The following is a 24,548-nucleotide window of genomic DNA, read 5'->3' as shown; positions in this document are numbered from 1 at the left end:
TATTCAGTTAATGAAATTCGTATTTCAGTTAAGCAACCTATCATTTTTACGTGGTGCTTTCATTCGTTAACTCAAACTGCTGTTTGGTTAACTTCTTCATTTTATGCAGTATCATACTCCTAATTTTACCAAAAATTTAAAAAACACAAGTATGAGAACAAAATTATTTTCTTTTTTAATTGTACTGTTTTACAGTGCCTTGAATGCTCAAGTTCCAACATCTGGACTGATTTATAATTTTAAATTTGATAATTCCCCTACTAGCGAAGCAGGTACTGAAACATTTACTTCCAATTCAACTATTTCTTACACAAGCAATCGTTTTGGTAATACTAATAAGGCTATAGCGAAATCTTATGGACAGCTTATTTATACTAATTTAACAAATTTACCAACAGTGAATGAAAGTAGAAGTATTAGTATTTGGATAAAACCAACTGTGGTAAATTCCGACAATATTATTTTTACTTATGGGACGGGTTCAGGAAGTCAAATTTATGGTGCTTCATTTAACTCAACAACAATTTATAACTTTACTTATTCTTCAAATGTTGCAGCAAGTTCTTCAGTTGTTGAAGATAATTGGAAGCATCTAGTAATTACATATAATAATTCAAATACAGTTGCTAAAATTTATGTTAATGGAGTATTAATAAACCAAGGGAATATTGGTCTAAATACATTTAATACTCAATTTTATTTGGGAAGTTTACTGAATAGTCCTACAGCTTCTCATTTTATTGGTGCTATGGATGATTTATTAATTTATAATAGAGAATTAAGTGCTTCAGAAGTTTCTCAAATTTATATTGATGGAATTCCTCCCTCTAATAGTACTATTGCTGAATATTCATTTGATAACACGTATAATAATATTAATGGGAATAGTCCTTTTTCAAATAATTCAGGAACTTCTTTTGTAATGGATCGACATGGTAATTCAAATGGAGCATTAAATATTAATAACACAGGGACATCAGCAACAATTATTAATTTACCTTATAGTAATACAGCTCGTACAATTTCTTTTTGGGCTAAAGTAAATAGTATGCAAAGTCCTTATAATATGACTTTTTCTTATGGACAATCATCAAATAGTAATGCTTGTGGAGGTTCTTTTAGAAGTGATAGAGTTGAGTTTTTTGGTTTTAATAATAATTTTGCAGGTTTAAGTGCCAATACTACTGGTGTATGGTATCATTTTACGTATACTTACGATGGCAATGAAGCAAAAATTTATAAAAATGGTGTTGTTCTAAATGCTTTTAATTTAAACTTAAACACATTAAACAACAACGATATATTTAAATTAGGTGTTGGAGTAGGAGGTGAATTAAATTTTAATGGTGCTATAGATGATTTAAAAATTTATAATTACGTTTTATCTGACACACAAATCACAAACTTATATACTAATAATACGTTATCAGCAAACGATTTTAATCATGATGAAGTAGCTATTAAAATGTATCCAAACCCTGTTCAAGATATATTAAATGTTGATTTACAAACGAATTTGAAATCAGTTGAGGTTTATACTATACAAGGTCAAAAAATACTTGAGTCAGATCAAAATCAAATCAATGTATCAAGTTTAGTTTCTGCAATTTATATGGTAAGAATTCAAGATGAAAACAATGCAGTTATAACAAAAAAAATCATTAAAAAGTAAGTTTTTTTTAAAATAAATCCTTAGGGGTTGTTAGGTAAATAGAGGTTAGTTAAAAATAAATCTCATTTTACTTGACAACCCCTATTTCACAATCGTATATTTGCACCCGTTTTGATTTCAGAAAAAATCTGATTTCTAAAATCTTAAATTTAAAATTTAACTATGAAGTTATCACATTTCAATTTTAATTTACCTGAAGAGTTATTAGCTGAATTCCCAGCAGAGAATAGAGATGAATCTCGTTTGATGGTTGTTAATCGTAAGACAGGAACAATTGAGCATAAGATGTTTAAAGATATTATCGATTATTTCGATGATGGTGATGTAATGGTATTAAATAATACGAAAGTTTTTCCTGCTCGTTTATATGGTAATAAGGAAAAAACAGGTGCACGTATTGAAGTATTTTTATTAAGAGAGCTTAATGCAGAGCAACGTTTATGGGACGTATTGGTTGATCCAGCTCGTAAAATTAGAATTGGTAATAAATTGTATTTTGGTGATGATGATTCTCTAGTTGCTGAAGTAATTGATAATACAACTTCTAGAGGAAGAACGTTACGCTTTTTATATGATGGATCTTATGAAGAATTCAGAGAAAAATTAGTTGAACTTGGAGAAACTCCAATTCCTAAATATATTAATAGAGAAGTTACTCCTGAAGATGCAGAACGTTACCAAACGATTTATGCAAAAGAGGAAGGTGCTGTAGCTGCTCCAACTGCTGGATTACACTTTTCTAAGCATTTATTAAAACGTTTAGAAATTAAAGGAATTAATTTTGCAGAAGTTACCTTACATGTTGGTTTAGGTACTTTTAATCCAGTTGAAGTGGAAGATTTATCGAAACACAAAATGGATTCAGAAGAAATGATTATCAGTCAGGAAGCTTGTGATATCGTAAATAAAGCAAAAACTTCAAAGAAGAAAGTTTGTTGTATTGGAACAACTTCTATGCGTGCGATGGAAAGTTCGGTTTCTTCTCAAAGAACTTTAAATCCATATGTAGGTTGGACGAATAAGTTTATTTATCCTCCCTATGATTTTAGTATTGCTGATTGTATGGTAACGAATTTTCATACGCCAAAATCAACTTTATTGATGATGGTTTCTGCATTTTGCGGCCATGATTTAATGAAAAAAGCCTATGCAGAAGCGATTGAGCAAAAGTATAAGTTTTACTCTTATGGAGATGCTATGTTGATTTTGTAATTAGAATTAATTCAAAATAAATAAATCTCATCAGAAATGGTGAGATTTTTTATTTAGGTGAGATTTCAAATTGTTTTTTAAAAGACAAACTTTATGTATACAATAAGTTGTTGTTAGCATAAATTCGAATTTTAACTTTTATAAAAACTTTCAAACCTTTAAACTTTTCAATACTTTTACGTGCAAATACAAACACAATGAATTTTCAAAATACGAGAGAATTTGCTCAAGAGTTAGATCGTCAAGACGAATTAGCGAAATATAGAGAAGAATTTATTTTTCCACAAGTTAACGGAAAAGATGTCATTTATTTTACTGGGAATTCCCTTGGATTGCAATCTAAAGCAGCTAAAAAATATGTAGAAGAGGTGATGCAAGATTGGGGAAGCCTAGCTGTAGAAGGCCATTTTTATGCAGACAAACCTTGGTGGGATTACCAAGAACGTTTCTGTCAACCGTTAAGCGAAATTGTAGGTGCAAAACCTACAGAAGTGGGTGTAATGAATACATTAACTGTAAATCTTCATTTGTTGATGGTCTCTTTTTACCAACCTTCATCAAAAAAATTTAAAATAATTTGTGAAGAAAAAGCATTTCCTTCCGATCAATATATGTTTCAATCACAAGTAGCTTTCCATGCGAAGAGTATTGGATTTGATCCAAAAGAAGCCATTGTTGAAATCAAACGAAGAGAAGGAGAACATAATATTAGAATAGAAGATGTACTTTCTAAAATTGAGGAAGTCGGAGAAGAATTGGCTTTGGTCTTAATTGGTGGGGTTAATTATTATACGGGTCAAGTTTTTGATATGAAAACCATTACAGAAGCTGGACATAAAGTGGGTGCTTTTGTAGGTTGGGATTTAGCGCATGCTGCAGGAAATATTGAACTAAAATTACACGATTGGAATGTGGATTTTGCCGCTTGGTGTAGTTATAAATACATGAATTCTGGACCTGGAAACGCTTCTGGTTATTTTATTCATGAAAAACATCATAATGATACCACTTTATCTCGTTTTGCAGGTTGGTGGGGACATAATAAGGAACGTCGATTTTTAATGGAACCTAATTTTGATCCAGCTCGTAGTGCAGATGGATGGCAAATTAGTAATTTACCCGTGCTAACATTGGCTCCATATTTGGCTTCTGTACATATGTTTGCTGAAATTGGTATGCCCAAATTAATTAAAAAAAGAGACCTAATAACGAGTTATTTAGAATTCATTCTTCACGAAATTGATGCAGAAATTGAAGGGACAGAATTTGAAATTATCACTCCTAGTAATCCCAATGAAAGAGCTTGTCAATTATCGGTTTATTTACACGGACAAGGAAGAGCTTTATTTGAGTATTTAATGAAAAATGGTGTTATCACTGACTGGAGGGAACCAAATGTAATTCGATTAGCTCCTGTTCCTTTGTATTCTTCTTTCGAAGACATGTATGAATTTGGACAAATATTAAAAGAAGGGATAATTAGATAGTTCGATTAATAGATAATTAGAAGTTTCAAAAACTTACATAATTAAAATATGCACAGATACAAAGATTTGGAAATTTGGAAATTAAGTAGAAAGTTTTGTGTTTCAATCTATGAACAAACGTCTAATTTTCCAGAATCTGAAAAATTTGGTTTGGTAAGCCAGTTAAGACGTGCTTCAGTTTCTGTACCTTCAAATATTTCTGAGGGTTGCTCTAGAAATTCTAATAAAGATTTTTCTAGATTTCTTGAAATTGCCATCGGTTCATGTTATGAAATCGAAACACAACTTTTAATTGCTACTGATTTAGATTTAATTAATAAAGAAACTTCAATTACGCTATTAAATGAATTGAATAAGATTATACAAATGACTTCAAAATTTAAATCAACATTAAAATAATAACATTCTTTAGAGTTCAAATTGATTTCCAAAAATCAAATAATCTAAAAATCAAATAATCTAAAAATCAAAAATGACAAAACAACAAATTATAGAGAATTTTGATCCTAGTCAACCAGGATTAGCGGATGCAACCATTTTTGGGTTGCCTTTTTCAGCAGAGCAAAGTGAAATTATTGTAATTCCTGTGCCTTGGGAAGTTACTGTGAGTTATGGAGCAGGAGCATCTGAAGGTCCAGATGCAATCTTAGATGCTTCTTTTCAAGTGGATTTATTGCATCAAGATTTTCCAGATTTATGGAAATTAGGGATTTATATGGATGAAGTTCCAGAGCATTGGGCAAAAAATTCTGAAAAATACAAAGGTTTGGCACAGCCAATTATTGAAGCTTTAGAAAATGGTGAAGATGTAGCTACTTTTCCAGCGTTGCAATCCGATTTAGATAAAATCAATAAAGTATGTAGAGACTTGCATACGGAAGTAAAAGAGCGCGTACAATATTGGATGGACAAAGGGAAAAAAGTAGTCCTGTTAGGAGGAGATCATTCTACACCTTTAGGTTATTATGAAGCTTTGGCATCCAAATACGAAAGTTTTGGTATTTTGCATTTAGATGCGCATATGGATTTGCGAATTGCTTATGAAGGATTTACCTATTCGCATGCTTCTATTATGTATAATGCGTTGCAATTGCCACAAATCAGTAAAATTGTGCAAGTTGGTATTCGCGATTTCTGTGAACAAGAAGTAGAGGTAGTCCAAAAAGAAAACGGAAGAGTATTGGTACACACCGATTTAGATTTGAAAAAACAATTGTTTGAGGGCAACACTTGGCAACATTTGTGCGACACCATTATTAATTCTTTACCAAGAAAAGTTTGTGTTTCTTTTGATATCGATGCGATGGATGCTTTATATTGTCCTAACACTGGGACGCCAGTTCCTGGTGGATTAACCTATGAGCAAGCAGTTTATCTGTTAAACAGATTAGTAGAATCGGGCAAAGAAATTATTGGTTTTGATTTAGTAGAAGTAGCACCAGGAGAAAATGATTGGGATGGAAATGTAGGTGCAAGAATGTTGTTCCAAATGTGTGGTGCGTTTGCCAAATCACAAAAAATGGAGGTTGGAGAAAAAATAGTGTTTAAAAAGTAAGATTTTTCTTTAAATATTGTTTAAATATAAACTTTTAAAAAAATAATGTAAAACGAATCATAGCTTTTGCGTGTAATTTTGAATTGTTAATTTAAAGATCAGAATTATGAAAAAGTTAATGATAGTTATAGGATTAATTTCAATGGTTTCATGTAAGCAAACAGATACTGAAATGGAATTAGCAAAACAAGAAGTTTTAGATTCAATACAAGTTGCTCAAGAAAAACAACGTGTTATCGATTCGATGGAACTTGTTGCAGCAAGACAAAAAGAAGTGATATATGTAGATAATACACAAGCAGCACCAGAACGAAAAGGAATGAGTAATGCCGCAAAAGGAGCTTTAATTGGTGCTGGAGTTGGTGCTGCAACAGGTGCTATTGTAAGTGATAAAAAAGGTACTGGTGCCATTATCGGTGGTTTAGCAGGTGCTGGTGTGGGTGCAGGAACTGGTGCCATCATAGATGAAAAGAAAAAGAAAGAATAGTTATAGTTTAGGTTAGGTTGGTAAAAAAGAGTTGGGAATTTTTTTCAACTCTTTTTTCGTTTAATAAGCATCTGGGTTTTCAATAATGTCTTGTGCTTTTTCTTTAATTTTGAATAATTCTTCTGGTTTTATTTTTTCAAGTAGCGCTAACATCATTCCCATTCTTTGATTATTTTTAAAAAATTCTTTTTTATCATCTAAAAAATTCCAATACAAACTGTTGAACGGACAAGCCTTGTTGCCTATTTTTTCTTTTACTTTATAATGACAATTTTTGCAATAATTACTCATTTTATGGATATAACTTCCTGAGGAAACATAAGGTTTTGTTGCTAAAATACCACCATCCGCATACTGACTCATACCTCTTGTATTGGGCATTTCTACCCATTCAATGGCGTCAATGTAAACACCTAAATACCATGCGTCTACTGCATCAGGATGCAACTGAGTGAGTAAAGAAAAATTGCCAATTACCATTAGCCTTTGAATGTGATGCGCATAGGCTTCGTTTAAACTTTGATTTAAACTATGTTGCATGCATTTCATTTTGGTTTTCCCTGTCCAATAAAAATCGGGTAGTTTATTGTAGTTTTCTAATGTATTTAAAGTAGCATATTTAGGCATTTCTTTCCAATAAATACCTCTTACATATTCTCTCCAGCCTATAATTTGTCTTACAAAGCCTTCTATTTGAGCAATGTCAATTGTATTTTTATTTTTTTCATAATAGGAAACTACCGTTTCAATTACTTCTTTTGGAGATATCATTTTCGAATTCATAGCAAATGATAAACGAGAATGAAAAAGAAACGAATCGTTACTATACAAAGCATCTTGAAATGCTCCAAAATGTTCCAAAAGATTTTCACAAAAATAGGTCAATAAAGAAAGACTTTCTTTTCTGTTGGTTGGCCAAGGGAAATTAGTTAGATTAATGGAGCCAAACGTTTTTACGCCCGTTTTTTCAATTTCTTCAACCAGTTTGGTTGCATCTTTAGGATATAATAAGGGTTTTGGAATCGTAACTTCTTCATTGTATTTATTTCTATTTTTATGGTCATAATTCCATTTTCCGCCAATAGGTTGTTCATTGGTAACTAAAATATGATGTTTCTTACGCATCATGCGATAAAAATTTTCCATCAAAAGGATTTTTTTCCCTTCAAAGAATGTGGTTAATTCAGATCGTGTAGTGTAAAAATGTTCCGTATCAAAAGTTTCAGATGTAATTTTTAAATTTTTACAAATTTCTTTCAGTTGTTGGTCTAATCGAAATTCATCAGGTAACTGGTATTCGAATTTTTCAATTTGTTTTTCTTCAATAACTTGTGCAATTATTTTTTCCAAATTTTGAAGGTTTTTTGGGTCTGAAATAGTAAAATAGACAATTTGATGCCCTGCTTTTTCAATGGCTTCCGCAAAATTTCGCATGGACAGAAAAAATGCTACTACTTTTTGAATATGGTGTTTGACATAATCGGTTTCCTGACGCATTTCTGCCATCAGATAAATAGTGTTTTCATCTTTTTCTTTGAACCAAGAATGTTTTGCATTCAATTGGTCCCCTAAAATAAGTCGCAGTTTTTTCATGCTTAGAGTTTATCAGTTATAATTCTTGTCCAGTTTCCTTTTATAGATTCAACCACAGTTTTTGATAGTCACCTTTTGGATCATAAAGTTCCGCTTGTCTTTGAATATTGAATTTTCGATCTCTAGGATCATTTCCCACCCCAGAAGTGTACATCCAATTGCCATAATTTGAATGCACATCATAATCTATAAGCATGCTTTCAAAATAAGCAGCACCTATTCTCCAATCTTGTTGCCATTCTTTTGCCCAAAAACTTGCTACGTTTTGCCGTCCTCGATTGCTCATAAAACCCGTTGCTGCAAGTTCTATCATATTGGCATTCACAAAGGGTTCGTTAGTTTGTCCTGAAATCCACTGGTTAAAAGCTTTTGAATTAGTGTTCCAATGGTATTCTTTATTTAAAACACCTTTTAATTGGAATATTTTGGAGCCTTGTTGTAAGGAAATATATTTAAAATAATCGCGCCAAAGAAGTTCAAAGAATAACCAATAGGTATCTTCATTAGCACCTATGGTACTCTCATATTCTTTAATTTTCCAATAAATAGTTTTGGCTGAAAGGCTGCCATTGGCTAACCAAGGTGAAAACTTCGAACTATAATCAGTTCCAATTAATCCGTTTCGGGTTTGTTTGTATTGCGATAGATTTTGGGTTTCCCAAAAATAATTTTCTAAACGTAGTAAGGCTTGATTTTCGCCACCTTTAAATGGAAATGCTGTATTCGGATGTTTTTCAAATGTTTGAAAACCTAACTCTTCTAAAGTTGGTATGGTAGTATTGTTTGGAATAAAATTATCCTGTTGTTGTTTTTCTATTGAAATTGTTGCTGAAATGGAGCCTTCTTTTTCGCATTTTTTTCGAAAAGCTGTAAATATTTTTGGAATTGTGGCTATTTCAAAAGGAATGTTTTCTGGATGAAATAAGAATTGGTCATAACTTTCTATAAAATCTACTTTTTTAAGTTGCGTTTTCAAATTTTGATTGATTTCGCTTTCTTCATCGGTCCATTCTTTTTGAGTGTAAATGCTGTCAATTTGATGTTCTTCAACTAATTTAGGAATTATATCTTCTGGTTTTTCCTGATAAACGAATAAAGAAATATTTTTCTTTTTTAAATTTTCTTTTAATTCAGCTACGGTTTCAATAAGAAATTGTGCTCGAAACTTTTCTGTTTTTTTAAAACCATAGTTTGTAATTGCAAAATGTCTTGGGTCAAAACAATACACACCAATACATGTTTTTGAGTTTTGAATAGCTTTAAGTAAGGAGAGATTATCCGCTACTCGTAAATCATTTCTAAACCATACTAAATTATTTTTCATATGTATATTTTGAAGTTGCTTCTTATTAAATAACTTTTATAAGTTCTTTTTATTTCTTCTACATTTTTCACTACAATACACTACTTCCTCCCAATTTTTCTCCCATTTTTTTCTCCAAGAAAAAGAAAGTCCACAGGTTTTGCATTTTTTTTGAGGTAAGTTTATTTTTTTATGAGCCATTTTTAAGTAAAGATTGGGCAATAGTGTTTGGACGAGCATATTCAAAACGATCTAAGAGTCTTGGTAAACAATAACCATCTAAACCATTAATCGTTACAATTTTTCCTTTTTCTAAATGTACCCATTTGTCTTTTTGTATAAGATTTTCATCAAGGTATATCGCTTCAATAGAGGCAATTATAAGAATACAGTCATTTTCAATAATAGGATATTCATTTACATATTTACACCATAATTTAACCGGACTTTCTTTTACAAAAGGTTGGTCTATATTTTCTATGAACTCGGATGCAATTTGTGTAACCTCAAATTCTGAAATTATTTCAGGATAATTGGCAGCGGTTTGATGTGCTTTTTGAATTAGACTTTCAGTAACTGCATTAACCGTAAAAGAGCCTGTTTCTTTAATGTTTGCATAGGTGTTTCTTGGAACAATAGTTGGTCTAACAATAAAACCTAATAAAGCAGGATCACTTCCTAGATGTGTTATACTACTAAAAATGGCAAGATTAAGAATGCCTTTTTTTGAAACAGTTCCAATTAAGTTGGCTGATTTATAACCCGTAATGCTGTTTATTAAATTTAAGCGAGCAATTTTATCGAAGTCTTCTAAATCCTTTTTAGTGATTTTTTTCATAATTTATTTTTGTTTAACAAAAATAGTAAATTATTAAACAAAAATATTTTCTTTTTAAAAAAAGTAAGGGTTCTCATAGCTACCTTCTTTTTTTATTACTTATTTTTGTAAGAAGAAATAGTTTAAAATGCAGAATCCCAAAGAAATTGCTGTAGTAGGTGCTGGTTTAGTCGGTTCACTTTTAGCCATATATTTAAAAAGAGCAGGACACACTGTTGATGTTTATGATAGAAGTCCAGATATCAGAAAAATAAATTTTACAGGTCGTTCCATAAATTTAGTATTATCTGATAGAGGTTTACGAGCGTTAAAGGAAGTAAATTTAGATCAAGAAATTATTAAGATTGGTATTCCAGTGGATAAACGTTGTATTCATACGGGACAGGATACCTTAACCTATCAATCTTATGGTAAAGATGGAGAAGTAATTTATTCTTTATCTCGAGGCTTATTAAATAAAAAGATGGTTGACTTAGCAGTAGCTGAAGGAATTAATTTTAATTTTGAAAGTAAGATTTGGGATGTAACTTTATCAACAGCAACCCTACATACAGGTCAGGAAGAAAGAGGAGAATGGACTGAAATAAAACATGATTTAGTTTTTGGTGCTGATGGCGCTTTTTCAAGAATAAGACATCGCATGCAACGACAAAGTATGTTTAACTATTCACAAGAATTTTTACAACTAGGTTATAAAGAATTACACATTCCGGCTAATCCTGATGGAACACACAAGTTAGACAAACATTCTTTACATATTTGGCCTAGAGGACAATTTATGTTGATGGCTTTAGCCAATTTAGACGGAACTTTTACTTGTACCTTATTTATGCCACATGATGGAGACAATTCTTTTGCTTCCTTGAAAAATGAACAAGACCTTGTACGTTTCTTTGCACAGCATTTTCCAGATACCAAAGAGGTAATTCCGAATTTGGTAGAAGATTTCTTCAAAAATCCAACCTCTTATTTGGTAACTATGAAATGTTATCCTTGGACATATGCTGATAAAGTGGCTTTAATAGGAGATGCTTGCCATGCGATTGTGCCTTTTTATGGACATGGTATGAATGCAGGTTTCGAAGATATTACGGTGCTAACAGAAATGATGTCGAAATATGGTGATGATTGGGCGAACCTCTTGAACGATTATGAAAATTCTCGTAAACCAGATACAGATGCTATAGCAGAATTATCGTATCGAAATTTTATTGAGATGAGTACCAAAACAGCTGATCCAAACTTTATCCTACAGAAAAAAATTGAAAGATGGTTTTCTGAAAAACATCCTGATAAGTGGGTACCTTTATATAGTATGGTTACCTTCAGTCATCAACCGTATTCAGAAGCATTAGCTATTGGTGACAAACAAGATGCAATCATGCAGGAAATTTTAGCTATTGATAACATTGAACAAATTTGGGAAACTGAACCTATTGAGCAACATATCTTAGCGTTATTAGAACAAAATTAATTTTTTTGCTTCCAGAAATAAAGATTACATTTGAGAGAATATAATCATTAATGTATGGTAGAGACTTTACTTTTAATTGTTTTAGTGTTGTTGTTGATTGTTTTATCAAACTTGAATTCGAAGCATAAAGAATTACAAAATTCTATTTATAGATTACATGAAAAATTCAATGACTTCAAAAAAGAAATAGATACTAGGACTTTTGGACAACAGCAAGTGAAAGAAACAACGCAAGAATCTATTGATAAAGAAAAAGTAGTTTCATCTGTAGTCGTTGAAAAACCAATTGAAGTTGTTCCTAAAAAAACAGAACCAGAAACCATAAAACCAGTTGCAGAGAAACCAATTGAGATTGTTGCCAAAATTGAAGCAAAACCCATTTCTGAAAAAGCACCTACTACTAAAACACCTTTGGTTCCTAAGAAATCATGGTATGAAGCCTTTAAAGAGAATAATCCAGATTTAGAAAAATTTATTGGTGAAAACCTTATAAATAAAATTGGAATTTTAATTCTTGTTTTAGGAATAAGCTTTTTTGTGAAATTTGCTATTGATAAAGACTGGATTAACGAACCAGCAAGAGTAGGCATTGGTGTTTTGGCAGGTTCTTTAGTGATGTTTATAGCAAATAAGCTAAGGAAAAATTATGCTGCTTTTAGTTCCGTACTAGTCGCAGGAGCAATAAGTATCTTTTATTTTACCATTTCTATTGCCTTTCATGATTATCATTTGTTCAGTCAAACGGTTGCTTTTATAATTATGGTTGTAATTACAGCATTTAGTGCTTTGGTTTCTGTGTTTTACAATCGTCAGGAATTAGCCGTTTTGTCTTTAATAGGAGGTTTTGCAGTTCCTTTTATGGTTAGTACGGGTTCGGGTAATTATGTGGTATTGTTTACCTATATCGCCATTTTGAACTGTGGTATTTTAGGTATTGCTTATTTTAAAAAATGGAATGTAGTTACAGTTTTATCCTTTGTATTTACAACTTTATTGTTTTTATCATGGTACATTAGAGAATTATTTGATAATAAATTACCTCACCAGGGTGCGCTGGCTTTTGCCACTTTGTTTTACTTTATTTTTAGTGTTACTTTGGTAGTCAATAACATTAGGAAAAAGGGTACTTTCTCTTTAATTGAATATTTTATTTTAATTCTGAATACTTTTTTCTTTTTTGGTATAGGTATGGGAATAATCCATAATTGGGGGATCAATTTCAAAGGCCTTTTCACGGTATTATTAGCTGTTTATAACTTAGTATATGCTGCTATTTTATATAAGAAATTTGGTTTAGATAAAAATGCAGTCTATTTATTAATTGGCTTAGCACTAACTTTTGTTACTTTAACGATACCTATTCAATTTGAAGGTAATCAGATTACGATATTTTGGGCAGCTGAAGCAGTGTTATTGTTTTGGTTATCTCAGAAATCAAAAATTGCGTATTTTAAGACGGGAGCTTTTGCGGTACAAGTATTAACCATAATAAGCTTGTTTTTAGATTGGATTAAATATGATTACTATGAGACGAACTATGCTATTATTTTAAACGCATTATTTATGTCTGGTTTTGTTGTAAGTATTTCTTTTTTCTTAACGTATACAATACTTCAAAAAGAAGTAGAAGAAGAGAAAGCTAAAGTCGCTTTATTTTCTATTTCTTTTTATAAAAAGCTAGTTTTTGTAGTAGCCATAGGGGTAACTTATTTTACAGGATTTTTAGAAGTAAATTATCAATCGAGTAAGTTTTTTCTCAACCCTGCTTCTGCGTTATCATTTCCAGTAACGTATCATTTTGTTTTTGTAACCATTTTATTGTTTTTGGTTGACCGATTTAAAAAAATATTTTTTCAAAAAGTAGTATTGCTCATTAGCGTATTTTCCATAGTAACTTATATAATTAATTTTTATAGCTTACCGAATAATGAACTGGTGCAGAATTTTGCTTTGAATACCACTTCTAAATATGCATTTTACTTTCATTATATTATTTTGGGATGCTTGGTTTATTTCGGAGTCCAGTTATTTAAATTGGCGAAATCACAATCTAAAGCGACTGTTTTACAACATAAAATAATGCCTTGGTTGTTTGTATTTGCAACGGTTTATATCTTAAGTAATGAAGTGTTGGTTCATGGTTTGCATTTTTCTGCAACACAGCAGGTAGATATAAAAACAATTAATGCAGATATAACTAAAAGAGGCATTACAGATGCCTATGAAGTGCAATATCAAAGGGAATATTCCGTGAAAGGAGATTTAGAAAAAATAAAACGACAAATTATAAAAATTGGTTACCCTATTTTATGGGGCTTGTTTTCCTTTGTGTTTTTAATTATTGGTATTAAAAGACAATGGAAAAACTTGCGTGTTATTGCGCTTTCATTATTAGGAATAACCATTCTGAAATTATTTATTTATGATATTAAAAATGTTTCTGAAACAGGTAAAATCATTGCCTTTATTCTTTTAGGTGTTTTAATTTTAATTATTTCTTTTGTATATCAGAAAATCAAAAAATTAGTAGTCGATGAGCAACCAAAATCAAATGCAGATGAAAAAGTGGATTAGTTTGGTACTTTTATTTGTTACTTTTTGGGGTTGGTCCCAAAATTATAAAGCCGAAATTAAAAATATTCAGGAAGATGGTTTCCATCAAATACAATTGTCATCAGAAATACGTGCAGTTGCCAATGAAAATCTTGCCTTCTTACGAATTTTAGATACAAACAAAAAGGAAGTCCCTTATGTGATTTCAAATTTTAAAGGAGAATTAGAGAACTATATTTCGTTTAAAATTCTTTCCAAGAACAGTATAAAAGATTCGATTACTGCTATTGTAATTCAAAATGAAACAGGGAAAAAAATCAATCAATTAAATCTGAAAATTGCTAATGCAGCTTTAACAAAACAATATCAAGTAAGTGGCAGTTATGATCAAGAAGAATGGTTTGGATTAGTAGCAAATGAAACTTTAAAAGATTTGGTTGCAACTAAAGGAATTGATTTAGAAAAGACCATTTATTTTCCTGTTAATGATTATCCTTATTTACGAATTGAATTTAATGATAAAAAATCTCTTCCCATTAATATTCAAGCTATAGGGATTAATGAAAACCAATTTTTACCTGATGAGCTAATTGAAGTCAATGCTTTTACTTATAAAATAATAGAAGATAAAGAAAGAAAAGTAACTCAAATTGTGTTTTCTGCACAAAAGAAGTATCAAATTGATGCTATTTCTTTTGCAATTGCAACTGAATTATATGCTAGAGAAGCTAGAATCACTATAAAAAAAGAAATAAAAAACAAGAAATCAACTACTATAAGAGATGGTCTTTTGAGTTCATTCCTTTTGAATTCAAAAATGGATTCAAAAATTAGAGTTAGTAATTTGAATGAAAAAGAATTCACTATTGAAATTGAAAATAAGGACAATCAGCCATTGGAAATCCAAAACATTCAATTGTTTCAAAAACCGATTACTATTATTTCAAGATTAAAAGCCAATGAGAAGTATGAAGTAGTTATCGATTCCACTTATTCAAAACCAATATATGATTTGGTTAATTTTATGGAAAGTTTTACTGTTGGAATGCCTAAAGCAACTATAACTAATTTTTACAAAATTGAAAAAGAGAAACACATAAAAGGAAAGTCTTTTTGGCAAACGAATCTATTTATGTGGATTTGTATTGTTTTAGGAATAGGAATTGTAGTTTATTTTGCTTTAGGTTTGTTGAAAGACATGAAGAATGAATAAATACATGGCAATATCAATGTCAAATTCAAACTTAAATTAACAATTTTAACGTACAACTTAAAGTAGAAAATAAACTAACTCTTTTCTCGATGCACTTTCTGAAAATCAAATGCTGGTTTGCAAATGGCAAGGTATTCACAAGGCAATTCAAATGGATTGGAATATTGGACTCTTGTATTCGCTTCAATTTTTATGGATTGACCCGCTTCTAAAATTAGGGTTTCACCTTCAATGATGAATTGTTTTTTTCCTGAAATAATATAAGTGTATTCTTCAAATTCTGGAGTTTGAAAAGGTTCGCTCCAGCCCGGTGGTGCAATCATGTGTGCTATAGAAATAGCAGGATTATTGGTCGCAACAATACCGTGATGTTCTTCAATTAACTTGCCATCTGTAGTAGGAACTACAAACGGTTTTTTTTGTAGGGTGTATTTTTTCATTCTGATGTCATTGCGAGGGACGAAGCAATCTCCTCATTATAATTAAACAATCATTATATTTTCAATTTCGCTAAATAAATCATTCCATTTAGGATTCGCTTTTTCTATTAAGCCTATTTTTGTAGCTCTTGAACCAGCTTTAAGTTGTTTTTCTCTTGCAATAGCATCTCCAATCTGCTGAAATTGCTCGTAATAAACTAATTTATTCAAATTATATCTAGAAGAAAATGAATTTTCATATCGTTTTTCTATGTGTTCCAAAATCCTTTTTGGTAAATTACTTGTAACTCCGATGTATAAAGTGGTATTGTTTTTATTGGTAACTATATATACGAATCCAGGTTTCATTTGTGTGAAGTTTAGTTTTAGATTGCTTCGTTCCTCGCAATGACTAATTATTACTTCTTCAGCATTTTCATTAAAACACCCATGGCTCCTCTAATGAATGTAGCACTTGTTAATACTTTTACCACTCCTTTGGTAACAGTGTTTGTTGTAGAAGAACTTCTTCTAGAAGAAGCCGCTTTTTTAGCTTCTTTTTCTTTTTCTTTCTGAGCAGCTTCTTTTTCAGCTATGGCTTGTGCTTCTTCCATTTTTTTGCCTAGAATTTCATAAGCACTTTCTCGATCAATGACTTCATTGTATTTTCTAGTTAGTTTAGACTTTGCAATGCATTCATTAATTTCGGTTTCTGTTAAAACGTCCATTCGACTCATAGGAGCGCGTAGCATAGTTGCCGCAAGTGGTGTTGGTATTCCTTTTTCATTTAAAGCGGTTACGAAGGCTTCTCCAATTCCTAATGAAGTAAGCACTTCATCTGTTTTGTAATATTCCGAGATAGGATAATTTTGAGAGGTTTCTTTGATAGCTTTTCTATCATTTGCGGTAAAAGCACGTAAAGCATGCTGGATTTTTAACCCCAATTGAGCCAATACACTACTGGGAACATCCATAGGATTTTGTGTTATAAAATAAACGCCAATGCCTTTGGAACGAATCAACTTTACAATGGTTTCAATTTGATCGAGTAAAGCTTTACTTGCTTGATCAAAAATCAAATGCGCTTCATCTATAAAAATAACCAACTCAGGTCTTCCAGCATCACCTTGTTCTGGCATCGTATTATAAATTTCAGCCAGTAAGCTCAACATAAAGGTAGAAAAAAGTTTAGGTCGATCTTGAATATCTGTCAAACGAATAATATTAATATACCCATTCCCATTTTGATCAATGCGCATTAAATCATCAACTTCAAAAGATTTTTCTCCAAAAAAGAGTTCGGCTCCTTGTTGTTCCAATTCAATGATTTTTCTTAAAATAGAACCCGTGGAGGAAGTGGAAATACGTCCATATTCTTTTTCAAACTCTTCTTTTCCTTCTTCAGTAGAATATTGAAGTGCTTTTTTAAAATCTTTTAAATCTAAAAGTGGAATTTGTCTGTCGTCACAATATTTAAAGATAACCGATACAACTCCTGATTGCGTATCGTTTAAATCTAAAATGCGCGAAAATAAAACCGGACCAAATTCTGAAACAGTGGCACGTAATCGTACGCCATTTTGCTCCGAAATTGTCATGAGTTCTACAGGAAAGCCTTTGGTTTCATACGGCAATGTGATTTTAGCATGTCTTTCGGTTATAAAAGCTTTTTCTTCTCCTGGAACAGCAATTCCGGAAAAATCACCTTTAATATCCATCATTAAAACTGGAATTCCATTTTGTGAGAGCTGTTCTGATAAAACCTGTATGGTTTTGGTTTTACCCGTTCCAGTTGCACCAGCGATTAAACCATGACGATTTAGGGTTTTCAAAGGAATAGTTACATGCGTATTGGCAACGGGTTCCCCATCTAAAATGGCACCACCAAGCGTAATAAAATCTCCTTTACAAGTATAACCATCAACTATATGTTTGCTAAAATCTTCTGTTCTGCTCATTGTTTTTGAATTTTCAACTCAAAAATAATAAAAAATACTTTTGCAGAAGATTTTATTGTCTTATTTCAATTTGGTTATACCAATGTTAAAATTTAAAGCGTCTAATGGAGTACCATTATTATTTAAAACATATTTAAAAGTAACGACATCACCTACTGAGAAATTCTCGACTAATGTTCCAGATGAACCCCATGTGTCTTCAGCACTTAAAACAATTGTTCCTCTTGTAGGATAACCTACTAATGTTCCATTTTTATAAATACCAATTACAAATTTTCTTGTGCCACTTGGTACATTTTCAACTGAAAAAGCAGCATTCATTAAATAAGTTCCCGATTCATTAATAGTAATTTGACCGTTTCCAGTTACCGTATAAACGGAACTTGTGTTCGCAATAACATCAGTTGAATTTAAAGGAAAATTAGCATACGTATTGGTTTGAGTAGCAATAACTGTGTCAGAACCTGGAAAATTTTTATTTAAAGAAATGGTTGGATTGGAAGTTCTGGAAATATTTTCCCAACCTAAATTAGTTCTCATATACAAAGCATCGTCAGAGGTATTATAGATGACTGAGCCAATTAGAGGATTCGAGATGGCTTGCATTTGTGAATTGGTCATTCTTGGAGGTACAAAAGTTTGAGTTGTACTATTTAATTCTAATAAAGATGATGGGCTTGGTGAAGTTGTTCCAATGCCTACTTGAGCATTTATTATAAAAGAACATGTAAAGGTTAATAAGGTAGCAGTAATTTTTTTTATCATGATGTGAATGAGTTTATAATTAATTTATTTTAACAAAGCTGAAAGCAGCAAAAACCAAACTTAGATTTGCATTATAATTAATGAGATATTTAATTTCGATTTCATCGTTTATACTTAGGTTAAATGTCATCATACCACTAGTTCCCCAATAATCTGTTATTGTCTGTTCACTTTCGTTTTTGTTAAGAAGTCCTAATAGAACTCCATTTTTAAATATAGCAAGTGAATACCCTTTCTTGCCGCTTGGCATATTGTTTACAGATAGTTGTGCACCAATCATGTAAATGCCATTTTCTTTAACCCTAATTTTTCCACTAGAGAGGATCTCATAGGTAATAGGGTTTTGGGTCTGTACATGATGATGATTTAGTGGAAAATTGTAGTAGGTGTTTATTGATGTGGTAAGTGATCCTCCATTTTTTTTACAAATCAAACTCGAATTATCGGTGTCGGAAGCATTTTTCCATCCTAGTGAATTGTAAATATAAATAGCATTAAAAGTAGTGTTGTACACAATGGAACCTATAAGAGGGTTTGTAATTGCTAACATTTGAGAGTTAGTCATTCTTGGAGGGACAAATACTTTATCGGTGCTCGAGATTTCTAATAAAGAATTTGGATTGGGTGTATTAGTGCCAATGCCAACTTGACTAAAACAAGTATAGCCTATTAGCAAAAACGCAAATAAGGTTTTCATATCAGTAAAATGTTAATAGCAGTGCAAATATAGTTTTTTCTTGTTAATTATGGAGTTATTCAATTGTTAAAATGGTTGATTATTAAGTGTTTAAAAAAAGAATGCTTTTAGATTAGTTTTCATTACCTTTGCAAACTATTTTTATTAGAAATGTTACAGAAAGAAATACAATTGGCAGTTGATAAAGGAGAAATGTTACCTTTAATGGAGGAGTTTTACACCATTCAAGGAGAAGGCTACCATACGGGAAGAGCTGCCTATTTTATACGAATTGGAGGTTGTGATGTAGGTTGCCATTGGTGTGATGTTAAAGAAAGTTGGAATGCCGATTTACATCCTCCAACAGCTACCGATGTTATTGTTGCAAATGCAAAAAAATATGCTGAAACAGTTGTGATTACAGGAGGTGAACCATTAACTTGGGACATGACCTATATTACATCTCAGTTAAAAGCATCTGGTTTACAGGTACATATAGAAACTTCTGGAGCTTATCCCGTAAGTGGTAGTTGGGATTGGTTTTGTTTGTCACCAAAAAAAATGAAATTACCTGTGCAAAGTGCTTATGATATTGCTAATGAATTAAAGGTAATTATCTACAATAAGCATGATTTTCAATTCGCAGAAGAACAAGCAGCTAAAGTAAATAAAAATGCTATTTTATTTTTACAACCTGAATGGAGTAAAAAAGAAGAAATGACCCCTTTGATTATCGATTATGTGATGAATAATCCAAAGTGGAGAATTTCATTACAAACGCATAAATATTTGAATATACCTTAATAAATTTAATAAACAAAATGAAAAAAATCTTAGTAACATTAGTTGTTGTATTAGCAGCTCAGTTTGCAAGCGCACAAGATGCTTTTAAAGCAGATGTATTAAAAGTATTAAAAGCATCTGGTTCTGCTGCACAAATGGAAATTGCAAAAGAACAAGTAATGAACAATATTCCAGAAAGTAAAAGAGCTGAGTTTTCAAAAGATTTTGATGCATCTTTACCTGCTTTGTATGATAAAATGGCAAAAGTATATATGGAAGTGTATACACACAATGATATCAAAAAAATGTTGGAATTCTACAATTCACCAGTTGGGAAAAAAATAGCAGAAAAAGCGAGTGAGTTGACTAAGAAAAACATGGCTGCTTCTCAGGAATGGGGAATGGAATTACAAGGAATGATGATGAAATACATGCAATAAGTATCAAGTTACCACAATAAAGTAAAACCCAAATTTAAAATTTGGGTTTTTTTATACTTTTATAAAGTGATTCTGGCTAAATAATCAAAATGGTTACCTTCCATAATTAGTTCACATTGTAATCCATTGGCATAACAAGCATTTTGTAATGTGTTATAATCGAGATAGAGCCAAGGAAATGGATCTTCAGTTTCATTTTTATATTGTAAGATAAATGTCAATTCACCATAATAACCAGTAGCAGGGACTTCGTAAGCACCATCTTCATCTTGATCGAACATGTAAATGATATCTGAAGAATCAATTAAAATTTGTCCGTTTGGTTTTAATAAAAATTTTAATTGTTTTAAGTGTTTCGCAATTTGTACTAGTGTACCAAAAATTCCGGTACCATTCATTAATAATAAAATAGTGTCGTATTTGTTTTCTTCATTAAAAGCATCTAAATCCAATATGTTTTTGATATAAGCCTTTTGTAAGCCTCTTAAGGCACAGGTTTTTATGGCATTTGGTGAAATGTCAATACCCGTTACATCATATCCTTTTTTTTGAAGATATAATGCATGACTTCCAGCTCCACAGCCCACATCTAATATTTTTCCTTTTGCCAATTGTAGTGCTTTTTGTTCTAATTTAGGCATTGCCTTAAAATCTCGAAACAAATAACCCACATCCATTTCGTCTGTATCACTAATAGAAGTTTCGGTGATAATAGGCTCAGGATTATTATTCGTTTGATAATCTAAAATAGCTTTGCCAAAAAGATCTTTCATAAAAAAAGTTTAGGAGTTTAAAAATATAAGAGTGTAAAGGTTTAAATTTGCTTAACTTTTGGTAAAAGACAATTGTAAACTTTAGTAAACCATGTTAAACCAACTTGAACAGCTTCAAAAACAAGCCAAAGATAAGCATAACGAAAACAAAAAGTATTTCGATAAGCTAAAAAAGAAAACACCAAAAAATTTAGATTATGTTATGCAAGATTTGCATGATGCTGAATTTAAAAAAACTGATTGTTTGGAGTGTGCCAATTGTTGCAAAACGACAGGACCTTTGTTTACTACTGCCGATATTGAACGAATCTCTAAATTCTTTAGACAAAAACCACAACAATTTATAGCCCAATACTTACGTGTTGATGAGGATAATGATTATGTGTTGCAAAATGTACCTTGTACATTTTTAAATCAAGATAATAAATGTTTTATTTATGATGTTCGACCAAAAGCCTGTCGAGAGTTTCCTCATACAGATCGAAAAAAGTTCCAACAAATCTCCAATTTAACTTTGAAAAATGTGGCTATTTGTCCTGCAGCTTTTAATATCGTGGAAAAAATGAAAGAGAAACTACCTTTATGAATATATATATAAGTTAATAAGTTTTTTTTGCTAGTTCTCAACGTAAAGTAAATACGGTTTTCTCATTTCTTTAAATTGCCTTAATCCTTCTTGCCAAGAAGCCCTAATTTCTGCTTCTAACATACCTTTTTCAATTTGCTCTTGTAATTTTTTAGTTCCCGCAAGTTTAGTGAAGAATGTATTAAAAAATTTTGATTTATCAGAAGTTCCTTTATAAGCCTTAATCAACCACTTTAATTCAAGTTGATTTACTTTAGTAACTTTTGTTAAATCTTCGCCATAACATAATACACCATTATATAAAGGATCTTTAGCACCTTCATTAGGTTTAGGTGTAAAACTATAGTTACTTTTTGGTAAGTAAGGTGAACCATAAATTTGAAATTGATTGCTTGTTCCACGTCCAACACTCACATTCGTACCTTCAAAAAAACACAAACTTGCATATAAATTAATTGCTTTTGCATTAGGTAAATTGGGAGAAGGTTTAATGGGTAAATCATACGATAAGTTTTTAGTATAATTTAAACAAGGAATAATTTGTAAAGCACATTGAATTCCTTCCTTTAACCATTTTTCACCATTTATCATTTGTGCATATTCACCAATGGTCATACCGTGTAAAACAGGAATAGTATGCATCCCTACAAAACTATGGTTTTCTTTCTCTAATGTAGGTCCATCTACAATATTTCCATTAGGATTGGGTCTGTCTAAAACCATTACTAAAACCTTATTCTCAGCACAAGCTTCCATAATGTAGTGCAGTGTAGAAATGTAAGTATAAAAACGAGCGCCTACATCTTGTAAGTCAAAAACTAAAACATCAATATCGTTTAGTTGTTCTGCTTTTGGTTTCTTATTCGCTCCATACAAAGAAATAATAGGTAAGCCTGTCGTAACGTCTTTGTCGTTTTTTATAGTTTCACCCGCATCTGCAGTGCCTCTAAAACCATGTTCTGGAGCAAATATTTTTCTTACATTGATTTTTTTAGACAATAAAAAGTCAACTAAGTGCGTGCCATCACTTAAAATTCCAGTTTGGTTGGTTACAATTCCTATTTTTTTATTCTCTAACAAGGGTAGGTACACCGCATAATTATCGGCTCCAGTCTTTATTCCTTGAGACCATAGTTTTTTATTTGGAATTGTATGTTTAAATTCTTTTTGACCAACTTCTGTTTTTTTAACAGAATTTCCACAAGAAAAAATAAATAAAACCAAGAATAAAAATGTATTTTTGAAGACCAATTTACTAAGCATAAACAGATTGAATTTAGAATATTTTATAGCCAAAAGACTTGTTACCACTAAAAAGGATAAAAGTAGTGTTTCTTCTCCAATTATTAAAATTGCAATTACTGCAATTGCTATTGGAGTAGTAATGATGATTATTTCGGTGGCAACTGGAATTGGTTTGCAAAAGAAGATAAGAGATAAGGTATCTGCTTTCAATGGACATGTGGTTATTTCTAATTACGACGATAATCAGTCTCAGGTAAGTACGGTGCCAATTTCGATTAAACAAGATTTTTATCCTACATTTTCTTCTGTTTCTGGTATCGAGCATATTCAGGCAGTAGCTGCAAAAGCAGCAATGATACGTACCGAAGTGACTGTTGAGGGTATTATCTTTAAAGGGGTGGGTGTGGATTATAAATGGAATAATATTGCTGAATATTTAGTGGAAGGAGAATTGCCTACTATTACAGATAAGTTAACTGATGATGTAGTTATTTCGCAGTATTTAGCAAAAAGATTGAATTTAAAATTGCATGACGTTTGTAGAACTTATTTTATAAAGCCAGATAATCAAGGCTATAATCTAAGAAGTTTTAAAATTGTAGGGATATTTAATTCAGGTTTCCAAGAGTTTGATGCTAACTTCATGATAGGTGACCTCAGGCATATTCAAAAAATTAACAAGTGGAATGAGGATGAGGTGGGGTCTTTTGAAGTTTTTTTAAACGATTTTTCCCAGATCGAACAAAAAGGACAAGAGATTTATAAAGAAATACCACCTACCTATAATAGCGTTACTATATTAGATAAGTATTACAGTATCTTTGAATGGTTAAAACTCTTCGATTTTAATATTATTGTTATTTTGGTTGTAATGATTTTGGTTTCCACTATTAATATGATAGTTGCGCTATTAGTGCTTATTTTAGAACGAACACAAATGATAGGGATTCTCAAAGCAGTAGGAGCCAGTAATTGGAATGTTCGAAAAATATTTGTTTACAATGCAGGACATCTAATTGCGAGAGGTTTATTGTGGGGTAATGCCATTGCTCTAGTGTTACTTTTGTTGCAGAAATATTTTGGTTTGATAAAACTAGATCCTGAAAATTATTACGTGAGTGAAGCACCAGTGGATATTAATATACTATATATAGTATTCATTAATTTAGGAACCATACTCATCTGTTTATTAATTTTAATCATACCTTCTTATATCATAACAAGAATAACTCCAGTTAAAGCCATTCGTTTCGATTAATAATTAGGAGCAGAGGTTTAGTAGTATCAAGCTATCTGTTCCCGCTTTTCGTTCTATCTTTTTATTTTTTAGGGGAAAAAAATAAAAAGGATGCCACTACAATCGGGGCTATTAGAGGTTTTTTGTTATTTAGGAGTTATTTTTCTTTTTACCTTATATATATAGTATGTTTAGAATAGTTTTCTAGAATTCTTCAAAAAAGCATTTGTTTTTGTGATAGGAGTTATACAAGTTGTTTTTTTTTTGTTTTGTAAGTAT

Annotated in this window: 24 protein-coding genes; 13 read left to right on the top strand and 11 right to left on the bottom strand. The window is 31.3% G+C overall.

Going from position 1 to position 24,548, the window contains the following annotated elements; all coding sequences use genetic code 11:
* The first annotated feature begins 151 nt into the window (after positions 1 to 151).
* The 6 genes from NHF47_RS00365 (at position 152) to NHF47_RS00340 (ending at position 6,413) form a co-directional block, all read left to right on the top strand.
* Complete coding sequence (locus tag NHF47_RS00365) at positions 152 to 1,672, top strand: LamG-like jellyroll fold domain-containing protein (RefSeq protein ID WP_252763056.1); 1,521 nt, start codon at positions 152 to 154, stop codon at positions 1,670 to 1,672.
* 162 nt (positions 1,673 to 1,834) lie between these two features.
* Positions 1,835 to 2,884: a tRNA preQ1(34) S-adenosylmethionine ribosyltransferase-isomerase QueA gene (gene queA / locus NHF47_RS00360; protein WP_252763055.1), complete on the top strand. Its 1,050-nt coding sequence runs from the start codon at positions 1,835 to 1,837 to the stop codon at positions 2,882 to 2,884.
* Positions 2,885 to 3,081: 197 nt separating this feature from the next.
* A complete protein-coding gene (gene kynU, locus NHF47_RS00355; protein WP_252763054.1) occupies positions 3,082 to 4,371 on the top strand; it encodes a kynureninase in 1,290 nt (429 codons plus the stop codon).
* 48 nt (positions 4,372 to 4,419) lie between these two features.
* Positions 4,420 to 4,770 (top strand): four helix bundle protein, encoded by a 351-nt coding sequence (locus tag NHF47_RS00350; protein ID WP_252763053.1) that lies wholly within the window; start codon positions 4,420 to 4,422, stop codon positions 4,768 to 4,770.
* A 73-nt stretch (positions 4,771 to 4,843) separates the two neighbouring features.
* Complete coding sequence (locus tag NHF47_RS00345) at positions 4,844 to 5,926, top strand: agmatinase family protein (RefSeq protein WP_252763052.1); 1,083 nt, start codon at positions 4,844 to 4,846, stop codon at positions 5,924 to 5,926.
* A 106-nt stretch (positions 5,927 to 6,032) separates the two neighbouring features.
* Entirely contained in the window at positions 6,033 to 6,413 is a 381-nt protein-coding gene (locus NHF47_RS00340; protein WP_252763051.1) for a YMGG-like glycine zipper-containing protein, read from the top strand.
* Between the two features lie 60 nt (positions 6,414 to 6,473).
* On the opposite strand, the gene NHF47_RS00335 is transcribed toward NHF47_RS00340, so the two are convergent.
* The 4 genes from NHF47_RS00335 to NHF47_RS00320 are packed head-to-tail and all read right to left on the bottom strand — an operon-like array spanning position 6,474 to position 10,147.
* Complete coding sequence (locus NHF47_RS00335; RefSeq protein WP_252763050.1) at positions 6,474 to 8,006, bottom strand: cryptochrome/photolyase family protein; 1,533 nt, start codon at positions 8,004 to 8,006, stop codon at positions 6,474 to 6,476.
* A 40-nt stretch (positions 8,007 to 8,046) separates the two neighbouring features.
* The gene (locus NHF47_RS00330; RefSeq protein WP_252763049.1) at positions 8,047 to 9,330 is read right to left on the bottom strand and encodes a DASH family cryptochrome; all 1,284 of its coding nucleotides are present in this window, start codon (positions 9,328 to 9,330) and stop codon (positions 8,047 to 8,049) included.
* 36 nt (positions 9,331 to 9,366) lie between these two features.
* Positions 9,367 to 9,510 carry a DUF2256 domain-containing protein gene (locus NHF47_RS00325; RefSeq protein WP_252763048.1) on the bottom strand — a complete coding sequence of 48 codons (144 nt, stop codon included), beginning with the start codon at positions 9,508 to 9,510 and terminating at the stop codon, positions 9,367 to 9,369.
* Positions 9,500 to 10,147 (bottom strand): flavin reductase family protein, encoded by a 648-nt coding sequence (locus NHF47_RS00320; protein WP_252763047.1) that lies wholly within the window; start codon positions 10,145 to 10,147, stop codon positions 9,500 to 9,502. The genes NHF47_RS00325 and NHF47_RS00320 overlap by 11 nt, the downstream gene beginning before the upstream one ends.
* 127 nt (positions 10,148 to 10,274) lie before the next feature.
* Between NHF47_RS00320 and NHF47_RS00315 the strand changes: the two genes are divergently transcribed.
* From NHF47_RS00315 to NHF47_RS00305, 3 genes are read left to right on the top strand one after another with little or no spacing between them, the layout of a single operon-like run.
* Entirely contained in the window at positions 10,275 to 11,621 is a 1,347-nt protein-coding gene (locus NHF47_RS00315) for an NAD(P)/FAD-dependent oxidoreductase (RefSeq protein ID WP_252763046.1), read from the top strand.
* A 54-nt stretch (positions 11,622 to 11,675) separates the two neighbouring features.
* Positions 11,676 to 14,195, top strand: a complete 2,520-nt coding sequence (locus NHF47_RS00310; protein ID WP_252763045.1) for a DUF2339 domain-containing protein — start codon at positions 11,676 to 11,678, stop codon at positions 14,193 to 14,195.
* Complete coding sequence (locus NHF47_RS00305) at positions 14,179 to 15,387, top strand: hypothetical protein (protein ID WP_252763044.1); 1,209 nt, start codon at positions 14,179 to 14,181, stop codon at positions 15,385 to 15,387. Before NHF47_RS00310 ends, NHF47_RS00305 begins: the two co-directional genes overlap by 17 nt.
* A gap of 74 nt (positions 15,388 to 15,461) precedes the next feature.
* On the opposite strand, the gene NHF47_RS00300 is transcribed toward NHF47_RS00305, so the two are convergent.
* Genes NHF47_RS00300 through NHF47_RS00280 form a run of 5 tightly spaced genes read right to left on the bottom strand, consistent with a single transcriptional unit; the run spans position 15,462 to position 19,226 of the window.
* Complete coding sequence (locus tag NHF47_RS00300) at positions 15,462 to 15,827, bottom strand: cupin domain-containing protein (protein ID WP_252763043.1); 366 nt, start codon at positions 15,825 to 15,827, stop codon at positions 15,462 to 15,464.
* A 42-nt stretch (positions 15,828 to 15,869) separates the two neighbouring features.
* Complete coding sequence (locus NHF47_RS00295) at positions 15,870 to 16,175, bottom strand: GIY-YIG nuclease family protein (protein ID WP_252763042.1); 306 nt, start codon at positions 16,173 to 16,175, stop codon at positions 15,870 to 15,872.
* A 50-nt stretch (positions 16,176 to 16,225) separates the two neighbouring features.
* A complete protein-coding gene (locus tag NHF47_RS00290) occupies positions 16,226 to 17,764 on the bottom strand; it encodes a helicase HerA-like domain-containing protein (RefSeq protein WP_252763041.1) in 1,539 nt (512 codons plus the stop codon).
* 60 nt (positions 17,765 to 17,824) lie between these two features.
* Positions 17,825 to 18,529, bottom strand: a complete 705-nt coding sequence (locus tag NHF47_RS00285; protein WP_252763040.1) for a hypothetical protein — start codon at positions 18,527 to 18,529, stop codon at positions 17,825 to 17,827.
* Between the two features lie 19 nt (positions 18,530 to 18,548).
* A complete protein-coding gene (locus NHF47_RS00280; RefSeq protein WP_252763039.1) occupies positions 18,549 to 19,226 on the bottom strand; it encodes a hypothetical protein in 678 nt (225 codons plus the stop codon).
* Positions 19,227 to 19,376: 150 nt separating this feature from the next.
* On the opposite strand from NHF47_RS00280, the gene NHF47_RS00275 reads away from it, so the two are divergent.
* Positions 19,377 to 20,009, top strand: a complete 633-nt coding sequence (locus NHF47_RS00275) for a 7-carboxy-7-deazaguanine synthase QueE (protein ID WP_252763038.1) — start codon at positions 19,377 to 19,379, stop codon at positions 20,007 to 20,009.
* A gap of 17 nt (positions 20,010 to 20,026) precedes the next feature.
* Positions 20,027 to 20,428 (top strand): DUF2059 domain-containing protein, encoded by a 402-nt coding sequence (locus NHF47_RS00270; protein WP_252763037.1) that lies wholly within the window; start codon positions 20,027 to 20,029, stop codon positions 20,426 to 20,428.
* 59 nt (positions 20,429 to 20,487) lie between these two features.
* Here the strand turns inward: NHF47_RS00270 and NHF47_RS00265 are convergent, their stop codons facing one another.
* On the bottom strand, positions 20,488 to 21,201 hold the full coding sequence (locus tag NHF47_RS00265; protein ID WP_252763036.1) for a bifunctional 2-polyprenyl-6-hydroxyphenol methylase/3-demethylubiquinol 3-O-methyltransferase UbiG: 714 nt from the start codon (positions 21,199 to 21,201) through the stop codon (positions 20,488 to 20,490).
* Positions 21,202 to 21,292: 91 nt separating this feature from the next.
* Here NHF47_RS00265 and NHF47_RS00260 point away from each other — a divergent pair, with 91 nt between their 5' ends.
* The gene (locus NHF47_RS00260; RefSeq protein ID WP_252763035.1) at positions 21,293 to 21,787 is read left to right on the top strand and encodes a YkgJ family cysteine cluster protein; all 495 of its coding nucleotides are present in this window, start codon (positions 21,293 to 21,295) and stop codon (positions 21,785 to 21,787) included.
* 30 nt (positions 21,788 to 21,817) lie between these two features.
* On the opposite strand, the gene NHF47_RS00255 is transcribed toward NHF47_RS00260, so the two are convergent.
* Positions 21,818 to 23,050, bottom strand: coding sequence for an exo-beta-N-acetylmuramidase NamZ domain-containing protein (locus NHF47_RS00255; RefSeq protein WP_252763034.1), 1,233 nt, complete (start codon positions 23,048 to 23,050; stop codon positions 21,818 to 21,820).
* A gap of 7 nt (positions 23,051 to 23,057) precedes the next feature.
* Between NHF47_RS00255 and NHF47_RS00250 the strand changes: the two genes are divergently transcribed.
* The gene (locus NHF47_RS00250; protein WP_252766042.1) at positions 23,058 to 24,290 is read left to right on the top strand and encodes an ABC transporter permease; all 1,233 of its coding nucleotides are present in this window, start codon (positions 23,058 to 23,060) and stop codon (positions 24,288 to 24,290) included.
* Positions 24,291 to 24,548: the final 258 nt, after the last annotated feature.

This window comes from Flavobacterium sp. NRK F7, from assembly GCF_024054195.1.
GTDB lineage: Bacteria > Bacteroidota > Bacteroidia > Flavobacteriales > Flavobacteriaceae > Flavobacterium.
Note: the sequence above shows the minus strand (reverse complement) of the source record. Positions and strands in the feature narration are given on the sequence as shown.

What these genes read in the sequence shown, in the direction of transcription:
- NHF47_RS00365 (WP_252763056.1), top strand. Translation starts at nt 152, where the DNA reads ATGAGAACAAAATTATTTTCTTTTTTAATTGTACTGTTTTACAGTGCC.
- queA (WP_252763055.1), top strand. Translation starts at nt 1,835, where the DNA reads ATGAAGTTATCACATTTCAATTTTAATTTACCTGAAGAGTTATTAGCT.
- kynU (WP_252763054.1), top strand. Translation starts at nt 3,082, where the DNA reads ATGAATTTTCAAAATACGAGAGAATTTGCTCAAGAGTTAGATCGTCAA.
- NHF47_RS00350 (WP_252763053.1), top strand. Translation starts at nt 4,420, where the DNA reads ATGCACAGATACAAAGATTTGGAAATTTGGAAATTAAGTAGAAAGTTT.
- NHF47_RS00345 (WP_252763052.1), top strand. Translation starts at nt 4,844, where the DNA reads ATGACAAAACAACAAATTATAGAGAATTTTGATCCTAGTCAACCAGGA.
- NHF47_RS00340 (WP_252763051.1), top strand. Translation starts at nt 6,033, where the DNA reads ATGAAAAAGTTAATGATAGTTATAGGATTAATTTCAATGGTTTCATGT.
- NHF47_RS00335 (WP_252763050.1), bottom strand. Translation starts at nt 8,006, where the DNA reads ATGAAAAAACTGCGACTTATTTTAGGGGACCAATTGAATGCAAAACAT.
- NHF47_RS00330 (WP_252763049.1), bottom strand. Translation starts at nt 9,330, where the DNA reads ATGAAAAATAATTTAGTATGGTTTAGAAATGATTTACGAGTAGCGGAT.
- NHF47_RS00325 (WP_252763048.1), bottom strand. Translation starts at nt 9,510, where the DNA reads ATGGCTCATAAAAAAATAAACTTACCTCAAAAAAAATGCAAAACCTGT.
- NHF47_RS00320 (WP_252763047.1), bottom strand. Translation starts at nt 10,147, where the DNA reads ATGAAAAAAATCACTAAAAAGGATTTAGAAGACTTCGATAAAATTGCT.
- NHF47_RS00315 (WP_252763046.1), top strand. Translation starts at nt 10,275, where the DNA reads ATGCAGAATCCCAAAGAAATTGCTGTAGTAGGTGCTGGTTTAGTCGGT.
- NHF47_RS00310 (WP_252763045.1), top strand. Translation starts at nt 11,676, where the DNA reads ATGGTAGAGACTTTACTTTTAATTGTTTTAGTGTTGTTGTTGATTGTT.
- NHF47_RS00305 (WP_252763044.1), top strand. Translation starts at nt 14,179, where the DNA reads ATGAAAAAGTGGATTAGTTTGGTACTTTTATTTGTTACTTTTTGGGGT.
- NHF47_RS00300 (WP_252763043.1), bottom strand. Translation starts at nt 15,827, where the DNA reads ATGAAAAAATACACCCTACAAAAAAAACCGTTTGTAGTTCCTACTACA.
- NHF47_RS00295 (WP_252763042.1), bottom strand. Translation starts at nt 16,175, where the DNA reads ATGAAACCTGGATTCGTATATATAGTTACCAATAAAAACAATACCACT.
- NHF47_RS00290 (WP_252763041.1), bottom strand. Translation starts at nt 17,764, where the DNA reads ATGAGCAGAACAGAAGATTTTAGCAAACATATAGTTGATGGTTATACT.
- NHF47_RS00285 (WP_252763040.1), bottom strand. Translation starts at nt 18,529, where the DNA reads ATGATAAAAAAAATTACTGCTACCTTATTAACCTTTACATGTTCTTTT.
- NHF47_RS00280 (WP_252763039.1), bottom strand. Translation starts at nt 19,226, where the DNA reads ATGAAAACCTTATTTGCGTTTTTGCTAATAGGCTATACTTGTTTTAGT.
- NHF47_RS00275 (WP_252763038.1), top strand. Translation starts at nt 19,377, where the DNA reads ATGTTACAGAAAGAAATACAATTGGCAGTTGATAAAGGAGAAATGTTA.
- NHF47_RS00270 (WP_252763037.1), top strand. Translation starts at nt 20,027, where the DNA reads ATGAAAAAAATCTTAGTAACATTAGTTGTTGTATTAGCAGCTCAGTTT.
- NHF47_RS00265 (WP_252763036.1), bottom strand. Translation starts at nt 21,201, where the DNA reads ATGAAAGATCTTTTTGGCAAAGCTATTTTAGATTATCAAACGAATAAT.
- NHF47_RS00260 (WP_252763035.1), top strand. Translation starts at nt 21,293, where the DNA reads ATGTTAAACCAACTTGAACAGCTTCAAAAACAAGCCAAAGATAAGCAT.
- NHF47_RS00255 (WP_252763034.1), bottom strand. Translation starts at nt 23,050, where the DNA reads ATGCTTAGTAAATTGGTCTTCAAAAATACATTTTTATTCTTGGTTTTA.